The sequence below is a fragment of the Streptomyces huiliensis genome (genome assembly GCF_020037025.1).
GTDB classification, from domain to species: Bacteria; Actinomycetota; Actinomycetes; order Streptomycetales; family Streptomycetaceae; genus Streptomyces; species Streptomyces huiliensis.
The window spans coordinates 1-390 of sequence record NZ_JAIQLH010000575.1 but is presented as its reverse complement, the minus strand read 5'-3'; the positions used below and the strand labels follow the sequence as shown (position 1 = coordinate 390).

General features: G+C 80.3%; 1 protein-coding gene. It reads right to left on the bottom strand.

What is annotated here, in order from left to right:
* Window positions 1-390, bottom strand: a 390-nt coding sequence (locus JNW98_RS35930) for a biotin/lipoyl-containing protein (RefSeq protein ID WP_308015715.1), incomplete at both ends; no start/stop codon positions are given.

The window sequence follows — 390 nt, the reverse complement described above, 5'->3', positions numbered from 1 at the left end:
GCCGGGGCGGCGGCCGGAGCAGCCGGAGCGGCCGGAGCCGGAGCGGCGGCCGGGGCAGCGGGGGCCGGAGCGGCGGCGGGGGCCGGAGCGGCACCCGCGGCACCGATCACGGCGAGCTTGGCGCCGACCTCGGCGACCTCGTCCTCGCCGACGAGGATCTCCAGCAGGACGCCGGCGGCCGGGGCCGGGATCTCGGTGTCGACCTTGTCGGTCGAGACCTCGAGCAGCGGCTCGTCCTCGGCGACCTCCTCACCGACCTCCTTCAGCCAGCGGGTGACGGTGCCCTCGGTGACCGACTCGCCCAGCGCGGGCAGCACGACGTCGGTACCGGTGGCGCCGCCCGCCGGAGCGGCGGCGGGAGCCTCGGCCGGGGCGGCCGGGGCGGCCGGG